Origin of the sequence: Vibrio sp. 10N.261.45.E2 (assembly GCF_002875705.1) — a bacterium.
Taxonomy (GTDB): Bacteria; Pseudomonadota; Gammaproteobacteria; order Enterobacterales; family Vibrionaceae; genus Vibrio.
Map to the genome: position 1 here is coordinate 1 of NZ_MCZZ01000045.1, position 13,655 is coordinate 13,655.

Genomic DNA, 13,655 nt, shown 5'->3' on the forward strand with positions numbered 1-13,655 from the left:
TTACTTGACCACTACACACAGCTTGCCCGCAAAGTGGCTGTTGTTGAGCAAGGTGTTGCGCGTTGTGAAGGTTTGGATGCTAAAGAAGTGCTTGCTCAAGTGGGCGGCTATGAGATTGTTCAAATGGCCGGCGGATTCCTAGGCGCATACCAAAATAAAACACCGGTTTTGGTTGATGGCTTTATTGTGTCGGTCGCAGCATATGTCGCAACCTTAATTGAACCGAATTGCCGAGATTACATGATCTTTGCGCATCGCTCTGAAGAGTCAGGACACAAAATTTTGTTAGAGCTACTAGACGCTGAGCCACTGCTTGATCTCGGATTAAGGTTGGGTGAGGGGACTGGCGCAGCTCTGGCTATGCCAATGATTCGAGCAGCAGCCGAGTTTTATAACAACATGGCGAGCTTCGAAAGTGCTGGAGTCACGGTTTAATGAGTGATGCACCAGAAAGATCTTTGAAAGATCGAGTCACTTATCAGTGGGAGTTGTTTGTGCTGGCGATGGGCTTCTTTTCTCGTCTGCCAATGCCGAAGAATATGCCGTATTCATCAGAGCGAATGAACCGTTCTGGTCGCTACTTTTCAACGGTGGGTTTGTTGCTTGGTGTTCTTTGTGGCGGTGTGTTCTTGCTATTTGATGCCATACTGCCGAGTTCGATTGCCATCTTCTTGATGATGAGTTTCAGCTTAATGCTCACTGGCGCTTTCCATGAAGACGGCCTGACCGACATGGCCGATGGAATTGGCGGCGGCATGACCTTAGAACGCCGCTTGACCATCATGAAAGACAGTCGAATTGGCACTTATGGCGCGTCTGCGCTGGTTATGGCATTGCTGGGCAAGTGGATGCTATTGAATGAACTGGCCGCCATGACCGCTCTGTTTATGATCATTGTCACCAGCTATACCTTTAGTCGTGCGATTGCTGCGTCACTGATTTATGACATGCCTTATGTCAGCGACTTAGATACCAGCAAAAGTAAGCCGTTGGCGAACAAGCAAACGAAGGGTGAACTTGTCTTTCTATTACTTGTGGGCGTGTTGCCTAGTCTGTGGTTTGGCCTTGAGTTCGCTTTGATTTTGTCTGTCGTCGCCTATCTGTTCAGAACAGGTTTCAAAAAATGGTTAACGGCTCGAATTGGTGGCTTTACTGGCGACTGCTTGGGCGCAGCGCAACAGCTGATGGAGTTGCTTACTTACCTCGTATTCATCACTGCTTTTTACAATGGTTTCCTATAACGGCTTCTTATGACAAATACGAATCAAACTAATCAAGCAAGTCAGCGAAATAGCCACTTGGTATTGGGTGGGGCACGTTCTGGCAAATCGAGTTTTGCAGAGCAACAAGCATTATGTGCACTTGAAGCATGTTCAAATGGACGCCTCAATTATATTGCCACAGCGACGTATCTTGATGACGAAATGCGAGAACGAATCGCACACCATCAACAACGTCGCGGTGAACAGTGGATCGAGCATGAAGTCCCTGTCGAGTTAGCCGAAAAACTGCAGTCTTTTAACCAAGATGATGTCGTTCTGATTGACTGCCTAACCTTGTGGTTGAACAACATCATTTTCGAACTGGGTGATGATGCGACCAATGAACAGGTTGAAGCCGAGGTTGAAGTGTTGGTGAAAAGCGTCGAGCAAAGTTCGGCGCAGATTATCATGGTGTCCAACGAAGTAGGTTTAGGCGTGGTGCCGTTAGGTAAAGTGTCGCGCTTGTTTGTGGACAATGCGGGTCGCATGAATCAAGCGCTTGCTCGTGTTGTTGAACGTGTCACCTTGATAGCGGCAGGTTTGCCATTGCATTTAAAACCTTCAAATCACTCTATCAACACGCAAGGCTAGGTCTTACATATGATCAATGGAACAACCAAAAACATCTATTTGTTGAGACATGGCAAAGTTGAAGGAAAAGCAGCGCTGAACGGTGTATCGGATGTGTTGGTGCATCCAGAACTTCAGCAGCAGATTTGTGATGCTCTGGTTCAGCACGACGTGGTTTTTGATAGCGTTATCACATCGCCATTAAGACGGTGCAGCGACCTAGCAAACCTGTATTCAGAGCGTATGTCTGTACCTTTGTCTGTTGCAGAAGGCTTTCAGGAAATGAACTTTGGTGAAGTCGATGGTATCCCGTTTGATGCTCTTGAAGATAAGTGGGCGATGCTCGACACTTTTTGGCAAGACCCGGCTAATCATCAACTGACTGGTGCAGAAAGTTTACAGAGCTTCCACGACAGAGTAACTCAAGCTTGGTCGCAACTTTTGGACGATCCAAGTGACAATCTATTATTGGTTACTCATGGTGGTGTGATTCGCATATTGTTAGCGCACTGCCTTGATATCGATTGGAAAAATCCGAGTTTGTACTCAAAGCTCTCGATTGAGAATGCGTCGATAACCCATATTGAAATTACTCAGTTTGCGCAGAGTTTTATCAGCGTTAAATCGATAGGATTGCCTGTTCTTTGAGTGTTCAAAAAGCACAGTTTAAGAATTAACGATCTATTAGACGTGCAATAGAAACAGAAATAACAGTAGAAATAGAAATAGAAAGCGGCGTTCACAGCCGCTATACCTGATTGGTATTACTACCTACGTGAAAGGAATTTAGTCATGACAACACCGAGTTGGGATCTAAGCATTGCTTATCGTGATCTTGATGATGCAAAAATCGAACAAGACATCGAACTCATTCAACAATGTATCGAACTCTTGTACCTGCATGTTGAAAAACGTCACATCATTCTGGCCATGCAAAACGCAATCCAGACTTCAGAAGCGGCGGGCACGCTACTCAGCACAATCAATACTTTTGCCAATTGCCACGCTTCGGTCGATGCAACACACACAGAAGCCAAAGCACTGCTTGGTCGTGTTGCAAAACTGAACTCTGAAATGTCTCAAGCGTTTAGTCCTTATGAAGATACGTTGATTCACTCAGAGCCAGAATTTATCGATGCGGTCTTAGAACACGAGAGTGCAGATGTTGCAGGCCAGCGCTTTGCGATCGAAAGCTCTCGTAAACTGGCAAGCAGCCGACTCAGTGTTGCTGAAGAGCAGTTGTTAGCAGCAATGACGGTGGATGGCCGTGATGCGTGGGGACGTTTGTATGACAACTTGACGGGTTCTTTGAAGCTGTCGTTAAAGCTTGATGGTGAAGAAGAAGCGCTAGGTTTCTCGCAAGCGGCAAGCCTGTTGTACGGTGGTGAATTCGACAAGCAAGAACCTGCATGGCGCGCCGTTCAAGGGGCGATGAAGACCCATCAAGAGTCTTTCGCTTCGATCCTAAATGCGCTTGCAGGTTGGCGTCTTACTGAAAACAAAAAGCGCTCGAAAATTAGCGATGTGCATTTCCTAGATCCAAGCCTACACGGCAGCCGCATTGTGCCTGAAACGCTAGACACTATGATGTCTGTGGCGAAAGCTAATCGCGCAGTAGGCCAGAAAGCCGGTCTGTTGATGGCAAGAGTTCACGGCTTAGACGAAATGAAGCCATGGAACCACCTAGCCGCTATGCCGCCACTGGGCGACGCTGAATCTAAGGTTTATCCATTTGATGAAGCGATTGAAGTGATCAAAACTGCGTTCGCAGAAGTCAATCCAGAGATGGCTGACTTTGTCGCATTAATGGTCGAGAACGGCTGGATTGATGCCGCACCTGCAGCGAATAAACGTTTGGGCGCGTACTGCACCAAGTTTGCCGCGACACGCACACCGCTTGTATTTATGACATGGAGTGGTAGCCGCTCAGACTTAATGACATTGGCGCATGAACTCGGTCACGCGTTCCACAATTGGGTAATGAAAGACATGCCGTTGTGTAAGACGCGCTACCCAATGACGCTAGCAGAAACCGCTTCAATTTTTGCTGAAAACATCGTTCGTGATCACTTGTTAACGCAAGCTCAAACACGCAATGAGAAACTTGAAATGCTTTGGGAAGAGCTTTCTTCTTCATTGGCTTTGATGGTGAATATTCCAGTGCGTTTTGAGTTTGAAAAAGCGTTCTACGAACAGCGTGAAAAAGGTGAACTAACGGCTCAGCAGCTGTGTGACCTGATGGAAACGACTTGGAAAGAGTGGTACGGCGAAGCAATGACAGAAGCTGATCCTTATTTCTGGGCGAGCAAGCTTCACTTCAGCATCTCTCAAGTGAGCTTCTACAACTACCCGTACCTGTTCGGTTACTTATTCAGTAAAGGTGTATACGCTCAGCGTGATGCAAAAGGTGAGCAATTCTACGACGATTATGTCTCTTTGCTTCGTGATACGGGCAGCATGATGGCGGAAGAAGTGGTTCAAAAGCACCTTGGTATGGACCTGACTCAAGCAGATTTTTGGCAACAAAGTATCGACATGGTCAAAGTTCAAATCGATGAATTTGAAAGATTACTCAATCAGGAAGATTAATTAATCTCAATCTGTTCATAGCAAGTAAGAGCTGTGTTAGCTTACGTGGCTCTTATCTTGCGGACATAACCAGAGAAAAGCCGAAAGAACCAAAAGTCTCTTTAAATAGAGAAAGTTATTTGGAACAGAAGTCGGTTTGTAAAGTCAGCCGGTAATATAAATATATATGGGTAGTATTTGTGAGTGATAACGGAGTTTCTGTTGATAAGTGCGATCCTAGCAACACAATTTGTATGTACAATTTATTAACATACGGCCGTGCAATTAAGGAGTAGCGCATGACGAAGACCCTCTTTCGCCAATCATTTCTTTTTGACAGCCTAGATCTTGAGCAAGAAGTGGTTGCAGGACAAACCGTACTGAGTAACGGCGTTCAAATTAAGCTTCATCAACGCGGAGTATTGGAAGTAATTCCCGCGGAATATAACTCTGAAACCAAGAACATCATCTTTTCAACAGGTGTTCATGGCGACGAAACTTCACCAATGGAGCTGATTGATAAGCTCATTGAAGATATTGAAACTGGCTTCCAAGTCGTGACAGCAAGATGTTTGTTCATCATTGCTCACCCAGAAGCAACCAACGCGCATACTCGTTTTCTTGATGTGAATATGAACCGTCTGTTTGATGAAAAGCAGTACGAGAGCAATCGAGAAGTGGATATCGCGAAGAACCTAAAGTACTTGGTTACCGAGTTTTACAAGGAAACGGTACCTACCACTCGTTGGCACTTAGATCTGCATTGTGCGATTCGTTTGTCTAAGCATTACTCTTTCGCGGTAAGCCCTAAGGTTCGCCACGAAGTTCGTAGCAAAGCCTTATTCGATTTCATCAACAGTGCTCACGTTGAAGCGGTGTTGTTGTCGAATGCACCAACCAGCACTTTCAGTTGGTACAGTGCTGAAAACTTTGCAGCGCAAGCCCTGACAATGGAACTAGGGCAGGTAGCAAGAATTGGTGAGAACCAACTTGATAAGCTCACTGCTTTTGACTTGGCGATGCGTAATCTGATTGCTGAAATAGAACCAGAGCATTTGCCAAAGAAAACCATTACCTATCGCGTAAGCCGAACTATTGTGCGTTTGCATGATGATTTCGATTTCATGTTCTCTGATGACGTTGAGAACTTTACCGCGTTTAAGCACGGTGAAGTTTTCGGCCACGATGGTGACAAACCGTTGATGGCGAAGAATGAAAACGAAGCGGTGGTGTTCCCGAACCGTAATGTTGCTATCGGTCAACGTGCCGCCTTAATGGTGTGCGAAGTTCAAACGCGATTCGACCATGGTCAGCTAGTGTACGATTAATACCAAGTCGAGTTTAAGCGACAAAAACAACCGCTCAACTGGTTGAAATATCAAGGTTCACATTGCGGTGTGAGCCTTGAGTTTATTTAGGGATACAGGTAAGGTTACGCGAACAATTTCAAAGTAGCTTGATATGGATTTCCAACAACTTCTTCACCAAAAACAGCGCAAATGGACCCGAGCCATTTATGTAATGGCAGCACTGCTTGTCGCGCTGAGTGCGATTTATCTCATGGTTGGCGATCTCTTCATTTCCCCTTTGGGCACCTTGTCCACATTAGAGCAAAAATTACTGATTGATTTACGCTTACCTCGGCTATTGGCCGCTATTGCCATCGGGGCCGGGTTAGCGGTATCGGGTGCAAGCTTACAAGTCTTATTAGGTAACGTATTAGCAGAGCCGGGAGTGCTCGGTATTTCTGGTGGTGCCAGCTTAGCCATGGTGATTGTGCTGTTCTTCTTGCCGTTTGCGCCGACTCCAGAACTCTTCATGATTGCAGCCGTTCTAGGTTCGCTCTGTTTTACCGTGATTCTGGTGAGCATGGTAAAAGCAATGCGACTGACCACAGCCAAACTGCTGCTGGTGGGTGTGGCGTTAGGCATTCTTTCTGGCGCTATGGTGACGTGGGCTTTCTACTTTAGTGACGACTTAAGCCTACGCTTATTAATGTATTGGTTGATGGGCAGCTTAGGTGGCGTGACTTGGTATCAGCATTCGCTAACGTTAGTGATGATCCCTGTGATTATCTGGCTGTGTTTACAGGGCAGTAAGCTAGACAAACTGATGATAGGCGAGACACACGCTGCGCAACTGGGAGTGAATGTTCCGAGATTACGTTGGCGTCTAATTTTCGCTGTGTCTATTTTGGTAGGTTGCGCAGTTGCCTTAGGTGGCGTGATCAGCTTTGTTGGCTTGGTAGTACCACACTTATTGCGTTTAGCGATTGGAACGGATAACAAGTATCTGCTTCCTTTGTCTGCTGTTGCAGGTGCTGCTTTGTTGGTGTTTGCTGATATTTGTGCGCGTACGTTATTAGATTCCGCAGAGCTGCCTTTGGGTGTGATGACCACCAGTATCGGAGCGCCTATCTTCATTTGGATGTTAATTAAAAATCATGATTCAAATTAAGAGCCTGAGCGTCGGCGCTCGTTTATTACCACTATCATTTGAGCTCAAGCAAGGGCAGGTGACTCACGTTATCGGTCCTAATGGCAGTGGTAAAAGTACCTTACTCGAAGCGATATCTGGCATTGGTGATGGTTACAAAGGCGATATAAAGATCGATGGTCAGGATTTGTCAGAACTGTCGCTGCAAGACCTATCATTGCATCGTGCTTACTTGTGCCAAAGTGCAAGACCCGCTTTCAATTTGGAAGTGTTTCAATACCTTGCGTTGTCATTTCCGAGCTCCTCACAGGGGCTTAATGCTGAAATCAATGCGGCTTTAGAAGAAATAAGCCAGATGTTGGACATCACAGACAAACTTCATCGTTCCATTCAAACCTTGTCTGGTGGTGAATGGCAACGCGTTCGTTTGGCAGGAATGTGCCTGCAAATTTGGCCGACACTTAACCCGTACGCGAAGCTACTGATCTTAGATGAACCAGCAGCCCCGTTGGATATTGCTCAAGAAACGCTGCTGTACAAGCTTATCGAACGAGTGGCAGAGAAGGGTATTGCCGTTATCATGGCAAACCACGATCTGAACCGCACTCTAAGACATGCAGACCAAGTACTGCTACTCGATAAAGGCGTACTTCAAGCGTCAGGTAGTACAGAGCAAGTTCTTACCCCAGAACAGCTAAAGTCCGTGTTCAATACCGAAGTCAAAAGTATCTCAGTCGACAATCAAACCTACCTGTTGTTTGGTTAAAAGACTAATTGGCTAAGCGGTACATTGGGTTCAAGGCGAGTTAGTAAAGGGATCAAATATGTTTAGATACATCCAAAGACGCAGAATCAAAAAGGTAATCAAACTCCTATCTGTAAAGATGGTAAAGAGTTATGGAAGCCGCGATTTCTTCTCTATTGGGCAAGTTGAAACCAGTTGTCGAGAGTTGAGCAATCGACAACAACAAATCGCATTCGCTCTGTTTGCTAACCCACAAGACCTTGATTCTGAACTGGCACCAACGGTTCAACTGCTGAGAAATGATGTATCTTACGACTTCTTTGGCGGTGAAAACTACACCGCGCGTGATGTCCTCAATCTACTCGGTGGCAGCGGTTGGAAAGGCGGTCGCATGGACGATGATATGTCACACCGTATGGGTATGAATAGTCGTTATTAAGCGAGACATCACTCAAACCAACTTCAAAAGCGGCTTAATCGTTCAGTCGCTCTTTTATTCATTTTGCACAATGTTACGTCAATCAAGACGGAATACTGAGATCCAATAATTCGAAGCAACATCATCTATCGACAACGCATTTCTTTGCGTTGTGTGACTCTGATTCCTATCAATATAAACCCCGCTGTCATTGATAAAATTGACGTATATATTTTTCGTTGTTCTTCAAACAAAAACTATAAACCCTCGAAGTGCAATATTGATTGATAAGTAATCAATTAATGTTGTGGCCAGGGTAAAATAATAGAGAGTGGGAAAGTGACGACAATAAATAATAATATTTTAAAAGTAGCAGTAGGTATGGCTATGCTATCGAGCGTGCCGTCAGTGGCAAATGCTCATGGTTGGTCTGAGTTTCCAAGTGCGCGTCAGAACACGTGTTACGAGCAGGGCGGAATTTGGTCGGGTACACCACCTAATGCGGCGTGTGCTCAAGCAAAAGACATTTCTGGTTCATATCCGTTTGTTCAACGTAACGAATACGCTAAGAACATTCAGGATTTCAACAATATCAATGCTGTAAAAGCGGCGATCCCTGACGGCACGTTATGTTACGCTAATGATTCGCAAAAACGCGGTATGGGTGCGCCACATACAGGCTGGACTCGCACTGAGCTAAGCACCGGTACGTTTGAATATGTATTCAATGCGACTGCGCCACACAACCCGTCATTCTGGGAATTCTACCTAACAAAACCAAACGCAAACCTGAGTAAAGGCTTAGCGTGGGGAGATCTAGATCTTATCCAAGAAGTGGGTAATGTTCCTGTAAGCGGTGGCAAATACCGAATCAATGTAACCATTCCTTCAGACCGTTCTGGTGATGCAATCCTATATGTACGTTGGCAGCGTAATGACGCCGCAGGTGAAGGCTTCTACAACTGTTCAGACATCACTATAAAAGGCGGAACGACACCTCCACCAGAACCGGGTCCCGAGCCTGATCTAGTCCGTGGCGATCTGTTTGTTTCTGACCAATTCGGTACACCAGAAATTGGTGATACGGTTAAGTACGACATCATCAACAAGTATGGTGAAGTAGCGCGTAGCTTCGACATCGTAATTGATGCGGGCAACGTGAACGATTGGGCTCGTTTGTTGGCTTCAGAAATCAATGGTTGGCACGAAGAGTTTAAAGACGGTGCTGTCTTCATTGGTGACTGGCACGCTGAAATGCAGCACTACATGTACTTCCAAAACGATCCTTCACGCAACTTCTTCAACTCTAAAGATAGCCGCGCTTCAGGCCAGATGACTTTGATTGACGGTGGCGATGGCGGTGTAGAACCGTTAAAAGGTGACATCTACGAACTTGTGAAGAGCGATAACGTAGTAAATGCTGGCGACAAGGTTGTAATTGCAACAAGTGAAGCGGCAAACCTAACTCAGACACAAGGCTCTTCAGTCAACATCCAAAACAACGGCACTGCGTCAGTTGTGGTAGATACAACGGGTATTACGGCGAATGAAACCTTGTCATTCATCGCGAATTCGATTGAAAGTGAAAGTGCAGAAACCTTTACGTTTGAAGTGATTGCTGATGACGGTGGTGTAACACCAGACCCAGATCCAACGCCGGATCCTGATCCGACTCCTGATCCGACTCCTGACCCAGACAACGGAACATGGGACTCGTCTAAGGTTTACCTTGGCGGTGAAATCGTGACTTACTCAAATCAGTCGTGGAAAGCGCAATGGTGGGTTCAAGGTGGTACAAACCCTAAGGCGACCTACGAAAACGACAAATGGGGTGTTTGGCGTCCAGCGAACTAGTCGCAACGCTTGAACTCGTTGGTTCGTTTTGACTAACCAATGGAATTAATAATCACGACACCACGCTCGCATATGAGTGTGGTGTATTTTTGTTAAAGGTAGTAATCCCTCTAATGAAATCGGTTTAATTATGCTTAAGTTAGGTTGCTATGAGGTGGGGCACTGGTTTTAGGCCTGTCTTTGATACCTCTTAGATATGGAGTTCATCGCTTTTATCATCAAAACAGCACTCATATTGGTCCGGAGCGGTAAAATAGGCTTCGTCGTTGTTAGCGTAGGTGGGAATCGCAGAAAACAAAACGATACTGATCGCCGCAGCGATATTAATGACTTTGTTACGTTGAGAAGTCATCTTCATAGTAGTGCCCTCGAAAGGTGGGCAAATCCATCTGCCTATGAGAAATGAATCGGAAGTGTTTAGAAGTCGTAAGACAGACCAAGTGTAATAATGCTGTCGTTATCGATTGGGCCCATTGATTGTCCGTTCAAGTAAAGATCGCCCTCGTTTGTGTTGAAATAGGTGTATTTCACATAGGGTGTCCAGTCGTCGATACTCTTAGAGAGAACGACTTCGTGTTCATTGGTACGGTAGTCACCTTGATGAAAATAAACATTGTCACCGTCATGAGTAAACCCGCCATTGGAGCCATCACTGTTTTCATGGGTGTATTGGTAGGCAAGATCCCATCCCGCGAGTGAGTAGCCAGCGCCCGCGATGAATTTATTGGTATTAATGTTGGTATCGCTGACGTTTTCTAATACTTGACCGGATTGGTTGTATCCTACACCACTGAATACATTGAAGTTGTCGGTCACTTGGTAGTCGATAACACCTTCGATGAGCAGCTCCTCACCGGTTTCCCATTTACCGATTTCACCATAAAGGTTAAAGGTGAATGAATCGTTGATCTTGAAGTCGTGTCCGTAACCCGCTGCTAGCCATCCTTGGTCGTCAAATCCAATATAAACCTGTCCATTTTCTGAAGTATCGATTAATGCGCCAGCTTCTGTGGTGTAGACACCGTTGTCTGCCGCATTTGACGCAACATTTTGCTCAACATAGACCTGTGTTGAGTTCGCGAATGCAGTTGCACTAAGTAGTGAAAGTGGCAGTGCAATTAACGTAAATTTCTTCATGGGTTCTCCAGTAACGTTTAACTTAATGAGTTGCTGGAGAGTATGTATCTAAACCTTGTTTATATTAATGGGGTTAACTTTAGTTGAAACCTCAGTTTCATTTATGTTTTCTTAAGGCCTGTTTGAGCTCTTCTCTGATCTTCTTATGTTGCTCATCTTTTGCATAGCGACGGTGATAGAGCATTCTGAATGTAATGGGTCTGAGTTTTATTGGGATAGGGTGGATGCGTAATCCAAGTGCGGGAGCAAGCATTTCAGCAAATGAGCGAGTGGATGCTGCGATGTAATCAGTGGTGCTGGCGAGTATCAGCATGCTCGAGATTGAACTGGTTTCGATACGCACCTTACGCGGCTCTATGTCGTGCTCTGATAGAAACTCGACGGTATTCATATTGGCTCGTTTGATTTTGAGCGCAATATGTTCTTCTTGGAAATACTCTTCTTTTGTGAGTGTTTCACCGATCCTAGGGTGGTTGATACGTGTCAGGCAAACCGGCTCTTCATCGACGATCACTTCTTCAATCAAAGAGTGCTTTTTGCTAGACAATACATCAATGACGATATCGACTTTTTGTGCGGTGAGCGCATCAAACAGTTCTTCCTCTTCGAGCGGCGCTTCTGTAAAGCTTACGCCTTCAACCTGGCTAACGAAATGAAGCAAGCTCTCTGTGCAATAGACTTTAAGGTCATTCTTTTGCTGCTCAACCGTTCCAATGATGTTCAATGGGTCTTCTATCTTATTAGCAAGTGATACTGCTGCACCAGTAGGCGCGATACCTCGTCCTTCTCTCACAAATAAAGCTTTCCCCACGACACCTTCGAGTCTCTTAATCGCCGCGCTTACCGCGGGTTGAGAAATATCAAGCTGCTCTGATGCCACGGTGATAGAGCTGTGCTTGTAAACGGCCAAAAATGTCGTCAGTAGATTAAGGTCCAAATTCAGTTCCCTCTATTCTTATTACCACTCATCCAAATCATTGTGGAGTCTTTGCTGATTCATAAATGAAATGGAGGTTTTAAGTAAAGTTTACACTATATATCAAGGTTCTGTTTATTAATAAACTTGTTTGCATCGGAGTGAGGAAGGAACTTCATTCAATTATTAATTACTCAAACCGATAGGTGTAACTATGAGAACTTACGCAAAATTATCAATCATCTCTACAGCGATGGTTATCGCAACAACCGCTTTCGCTGCAGACCCGATGATGGAATACAACACCAAGCAAACCAAGTCTGATATCCAGAAACTTCAAAAGTTTGAATATCATGAAGGTGAAACTCTTGAAGAATATTTGAACGCTCAACCGAAAGGCAATTTGTACTCGTCAGAAGAGGAGGTGCTTGCGGTATTAATGGGTGGTGTAAACAACGGTGACTACCGAAAAGAAACCAATTCGGGTTGGAAAGAAGGACTGATGTTTGAAGGTATTGCCCCTTACGGCGACCACATGGTTTCAGGCGCGAACTGGTTCCCAAGAACAGAAGAAGTTCAACCCGATGAAATGCGTGTCACTTTCATGGGTACATCGCCGATGATTCGACCAGGACAAGCTAATACCTCGATATACGTCGAATTAGGCAATGGGTCTAACTTCGTTTTTGATTTGGGTGAAGGCTCTATTGCTAATTACGTCGCCGCAGGTGTCGCAATGAATGAGCTTGATCATATATTCATTACCCACTTACACGTCGACCACTATGGCTCTCTTCCTTACTTGTATCAGTTTGGTGGTTGGAACGGTCGTTGGGAAAAACCACTCAATATATACGGTCCAAGCGGAGCGACACCGGAATACGGCACTCGCCACATGATTGAAGGCATGCAACAGATGTTGAACTGGCACACTGACGCGTTTGATGTGTTCCCTTCTGGTAATGACATAGTGGTACACGAATTTGATTTCCGCGATGACGGCGGCGTTATCTATGACCAAGACAATGTCGAAGTGATCCACTGGCGTCGAAGCCACGCAAAAGACGGTGCATCAGGTTACCGCTTAAATTGGACACAAGATGATGGCCGAGTGTTGTCTTTTGTTTGGACCGGTGATGGTCGCCCAACAGAGCTGGATTTGAAATACGCAAAAGGCGCTGATTTGTTTATTACTGAACTGCAAACCGAAACCTTCGGTGTGTCTTCAATTATTCAAGGTGTGCCGCCATTCTTGGCGAGATACACGGTCGATACGCACCATACACCAGCGTACGCAGCGGGTTATGTTGCGAATGAAGTTCAGCCACGCTTGTTCATGACAACGCACATGACATTTGACCCGTACCTCAACGAAGAGACTGTTGCTGAGGTGCGTCACCATTGGCAAGGCCCTTACCATTTCGGTGCGCCAGACGGCATCGTGGTGAATATGACTAAAGATAATGCATGGGTACGTGAAGGCATTCTGCCAGATTTCCCTAATGCGAGAGCACCACAATTTGATATGGCAGATGGCTCTGACTTTAGAATCCCGCTGCCGAAAAACAGCCGTGAAGACATACAGGAACAAGAGATTCGTGATTTAGAGCTAGACCCGAAACTGTACTACCCAGAAGGTTACCACCCAGAGCTGTTAACTGAATGGCCAGTCGACCGTGACATCGTGATCCCAGCTGAACAAGTACCAGAAGCAATGAAGCAAGGTATGAATGTAGTGGCATAGTGAAT

At 45.5% G+C, this 13,655-nt stretch carries 13 protein-coding genes and 1 pseudogene; 11 read left to right on the plus strand and 3 right to left on the minus strand.

Annotated features, from left to right (window positions below; translation table 11 throughout):
- The 10 genes from BCT34_RS02510 to BCT34_RS02555 form a co-directional block, all read left to right on the plus strand.
- Positions 1–435: nicotinate-nucleotide--dimethylbenzimidazole phosphoribosyltransferase (locus BCT34_RS02510; RefSeq protein ID WP_198593479.1), on the plus strand; the 435-nt coding region annotated here is incomplete at its 5' end.
- Entirely contained in the window at positions 435–1,241 is an 807-nt protein-coding gene (locus tag BCT34_RS02515; protein WP_076651109.1) for an adenosylcobinamide-GDP ribazoletransferase, read from the plus strand. The genes BCT34_RS02510 and BCT34_RS02515, both read left to right, overlap by 1 nt.
- 9 nt (positions 1,242–1,250) lie before the next feature.
- Positions 1,251–1,853, plus strand: a complete 603-nt coding sequence (cobU, locus tag BCT34_RS02520) for a bifunctional adenosylcobinamide kinase/adenosylcobinamide-phosphate guanylyltransferase (protein ID WP_076651110.1) — start codon at positions 1,251–1,253, stop codon at positions 1,851–1,853.
- A 9-nt stretch (positions 1,854–1,862) separates the two neighbouring features.
- On the plus strand, positions 1,863–2,480 hold the full coding sequence (locus tag BCT34_RS02525; protein ID WP_076651111.1) for a histidine phosphatase family protein: 618 nt from the start codon (positions 1,863–1,865) through the stop codon (positions 2,478–2,480).
- 144 nt (positions 2,481–2,624) lie between these two features.
- Entirely contained in the window at positions 2,625–4,421 is a 1,797-nt protein-coding gene (locus BCT34_RS02530; protein ID WP_076651112.1) for a M3 family oligoendopeptidase, read from the plus strand.
- A gap of 278 nt (positions 4,422–4,699) precedes the next feature.
- Positions 4,700–5,728 carry a succinylglutamate desuccinylase gene (locus BCT34_RS02535; protein WP_076651113.1) on the plus strand — a complete coding sequence of 343 codons (1,029 nt, stop codon included), beginning with the start codon at positions 4,700–4,702 and terminating at the stop codon, positions 5,726–5,728.
- A 133-nt stretch (positions 5,729–5,861) separates the two neighbouring features.
- Positions 5,862–6,857 carry a vitamin B12 ABC transporter permease BtuC gene (btuC, locus tag BCT34_RS02540; RefSeq protein ID WP_076651114.1) on the plus strand — a complete coding sequence of 332 codons (996 nt, stop codon included), beginning with the start codon at positions 5,862–5,864 and terminating at the stop codon, positions 6,855–6,857.
- Complete coding sequence (gene btuD / locus BCT34_RS02545; RefSeq protein ID WP_076651115.1) at positions 6,844–7,602, plus strand: vitamin B12 ABC transporter ATP-binding protein BtuD; 759 nt, start codon at positions 6,844–6,846, stop codon at positions 7,600–7,602. Before btuC ends, btuD begins: the two co-directional genes overlap by 14 nt.
- Before the next feature lie 58 nt (positions 7,603–7,660).
- Positions 7,661–8,020, plus strand: coding sequence for a DUF6559 family protein (locus tag BCT34_RS02550; RefSeq protein WP_076651116.1), 360 nt, complete (start codon positions 7,661–7,663; stop codon positions 8,018–8,020).
- A gap of 366 nt (positions 8,021–8,386) precedes the next feature.
- Complete coding sequence (locus BCT34_RS02555) at positions 8,387–9,853, plus strand: lytic polysaccharide monooxygenase (RefSeq protein WP_076651117.1); 1,467 nt, start codon at positions 8,387–8,389, stop codon at positions 9,851–9,853.
- Between the two features lie 190 nt (positions 9,854–10,043).
- On the opposite strand, the gene BCT34_RS24270 is transcribed toward BCT34_RS02555, so the two are convergent.
- The 3 genes from BCT34_RS24270 to BCT34_RS02565 form a co-directional block, all read right to left on the minus strand.
- Complete coding sequence (locus BCT34_RS24270; protein ID WP_157934862.1) at positions 10,044–10,211, minus strand: hypothetical protein; 168 nt, start codon at positions 10,209–10,211, stop codon at positions 10,044–10,046.
- Positions 10,212–10,270: 59 nt separating this feature from the next.
- Positions 10,271–10,990, minus strand: coding sequence for a hypothetical protein (locus BCT34_RS02560; RefSeq protein WP_076651118.1), 720 nt, complete (start codon positions 10,988–10,990; stop codon positions 10,271–10,273).
- A 97-nt stretch (positions 10,991–11,087) separates the two neighbouring features.
- Positions 11,088–11,927 carry a LysR family transcriptional regulator gene (locus BCT34_RS02565; RefSeq protein WP_076651119.1) on the minus strand — a complete coding sequence of 280 codons (840 nt, stop codon included), beginning with the start codon at positions 11,925–11,927 and terminating at the stop codon, positions 11,088–11,090.
- Positions 11,928–12,120: 193 nt separating this feature from the next.
- Here BCT34_RS02565 and gntH point away from each other — a divergent pair.
- Positions 12,121–13,638 (plus strand): annotated as a pseudogene (gntH, locus tag BCT34_RS02570) (guanitoxin biosynthesis MBL fold metallo-hydrolase GntH); the annotation flags it as partial.
- Between the last annotated feature and the right edge of the window lie 17 nt (positions 13,639–13,655).

Bases quoted from the DNA above. Each gene is read 5' to 3' on its own strand.
- BCT34_RS02560 (WP_076651118.1), bottom strand. From the start codon at position 10,990: ATGAAGAAATTTACGTTAATTGCACTGCCACTTTCACTACTTAGTGCA.
- BCT34_RS02530 (WP_076651112.1), top strand. From the start codon at position 2,625: ATGACAACACCGAGTTGGGATCTAAGCATTGCTTATCGTGATCTTGAT.
- BCT34_RS24270 (WP_157934862.1), bottom strand. From the start codon at position 10,211: ATGAAGATGACTTCTCAACGTAACAAAGTCATTAATATCGCTGCGGCG.
- BCT34_RS02550 (WP_076651116.1), top strand. From the start codon at position 7,661: ATGTTTAGATACATCCAAAGACGCAGAATCAAAAAGGTAATCAAACTC.
- BCT34_RS02525 (WP_076651111.1), top strand. From the start codon at position 1,863: ATGATCAATGGAACAACCAAAAACATCTATTTGTTGAGACATGGCAAA.
- BCT34_RS02555 (WP_076651117.1), top strand. From the start codon at position 8,387: ATGCTATCGAGCGTGCCGTCAGTGGCAAATGCTCATGGTTGGTCTGAG.
- cobU (WP_076651110.1), top strand. From the start codon at position 1,251: ATGACAAATACGAATCAAACTAATCAAGCAAGTCAGCGAAATAGCCAC.
- BCT34_RS02535 (WP_076651113.1), top strand. From the start codon at position 4,700: ATGACGAAGACCCTCTTTCGCCAATCATTTCTTTTTGACAGCCTAGAT.
- btuD (WP_076651115.1), top strand. From the start codon at position 6,844: ATGATTCAAATTAAGAGCCTGAGCGTCGGCGCTCGTTTATTACCACTA.
- BCT34_RS02515 (WP_076651109.1), top strand. From the start codon at position 435: ATGAGTGATGCACCAGAAAGATCTTTGAAAGATCGAGTCACTTATCAG.
- btuC (WP_076651114.1), top strand. From the start codon at position 5,862: ATGGATTTCCAACAACTTCTTCACCAAAAACAGCGCAAATGGACCCGA.